The organism is Pseudomonas sp. UM16 (assembly GCF_050312595.1).
In the GTDB taxonomy this organism is placed as follows: Bacteria; Pseudomonadota; Gammaproteobacteria; order Pseudomonadales; family Pseudomonadaceae; genus Aquipseudomonas.
Genome location: NZ_JBNPJT010000059.1, coordinates 1 through 691, shown reverse-complemented (window position 1 = coordinate 691; position 691 = coordinate 1). Strand labels below are relative to the sequence as shown.

The following is a 691-nucleotide window of genomic DNA, read 5'->3' as shown; positions in this document are numbered from 1 at the left end:
TCATGGCCGGTAGCAGCATGCCGCTGAGCCCGTGCCAGGCATCCCTGGCCTGGTTGTTGGCGACCTGGATCAGGGTGTTCATGGCTTGCTTGGCGGCGCTGCTCATGGCTTGGTAAGGCGGGCTGTTGCGGACTGACGCCAGGTCAAGGACCGCTTTCATTTCATTGGCTCGGGTGGCCATGCTCGTGACATCACCCGCCGCGCTCGGCGTCAGTGCCGGGGAGCTGCCGTCCCCTTCCCGGCCCTGATCGTCAAGGGTGCCGTAGGTGGCGAAGTTGTGCGACACCGTTTTGATCAAGGCCGCCACGTCCGGGTTGAAGTTGTACAGCGCCAGGCCGAACAGGCTGGTCGGGCGCCTGGCCTGCTGGCACAGCCACTTTTGCCTGTTCTGGCCGTTGCCCAGTACGGTGTACAGCGCGTGTGCGGTCTCCAGCAGTTGGCTGGCTTGGTCGGCGTTGCAGGTGTCGTGGTAAACCGCCTCAGCGCGGGGGCTGAGGCGATCAAGCCAGGTGAGCAGATCCGCTTCGCTTCGCTGGCAATGCGCCTGAAGCCGTTGCGCCTGGGTGGTGGTCTGACTCAGGTAGCGCTGCACCTCATCAAAGCGTACGTCCTCACGCCACAAGCGCTTGGCCTTCCATTCTTCAAGCGCCGCCTGCCAATCACCCTGGACGGGCAGTAGCCCCCATCGGGC

The 691-nt window shown here is 64.4% G+C and carries 1 pseudogene; it reads right to left on the bottom strand.

The window, feature by feature from the left end:
- A pseudogene (locus tag ACQRAX_RS25540) lies at positions 1-691 on the bottom strand (T6SS effector BTH_I2691 family protein); the annotation flags it as partial.